Below are 389 nucleotides of genomic sequence, written 5' to 3'. Positions count from 1 at the left end.
TGTTCCGATAGATCCGACGTACCCAGAGGAACGTATCCGCTACATGCTCGATGACTCAGGTGCGGAATTGCTGCTAACGCAAAGCCATCTGGTGGAAAAGGCCACTTTTGGCGGCAAGGTACTGGTGCTGAATGGGGTGCAGGAGGTCTACCACGAGGATGGTTCGAATCTGGAGCCATTGTCTGGCCCGAACGATCTGGCATATGTGATTTATACGTCGGGTACGACGGGACAGCCGAAGGGTGTTATGATCGAGCACCGCGGGCTGTGCAACCTGAAAACCTATTTCGATGAAACACTACAGATGAGCTTGTCGGATCATGTCTTGATGTTTGCCAGTTATTCCTTTGATGCCGCTTGCTGGGAAGTGTTTCAAACGCTGTTCTGCG

General features: G+C 51.9%; 1 protein-coding gene (running past one end of the window). It reads left to right on the top strand.

Features of this window, described 5'->3' with window-relative positions; all coding sequences use genetic code 11:
- Window positions 1-389, top strand: part of the annotated coding region (locus tag C1T21_RS26495) for an amino acid adenylation domain-containing protein (RefSeq protein WP_483874468.1) (this coding region is incomplete at its 3' end). Its footprint begins 6,203 nt before the window's first position; 389 of its 6,592 annotated nt are in view.

The organism is Paenibacillus sp. F4 (assembly GCF_002894905.1).
GTDB lineage: Bacteria > Bacillota > Bacilli > Paenibacillales > Paenibacillaceae > Paenibacillus > Paenibacillus polymyxa_B.
The sequence above is the reverse complement of the archived record's forward strand: the minus strand, read 5'-3'. Positions and strand labels throughout refer to the sequence as shown.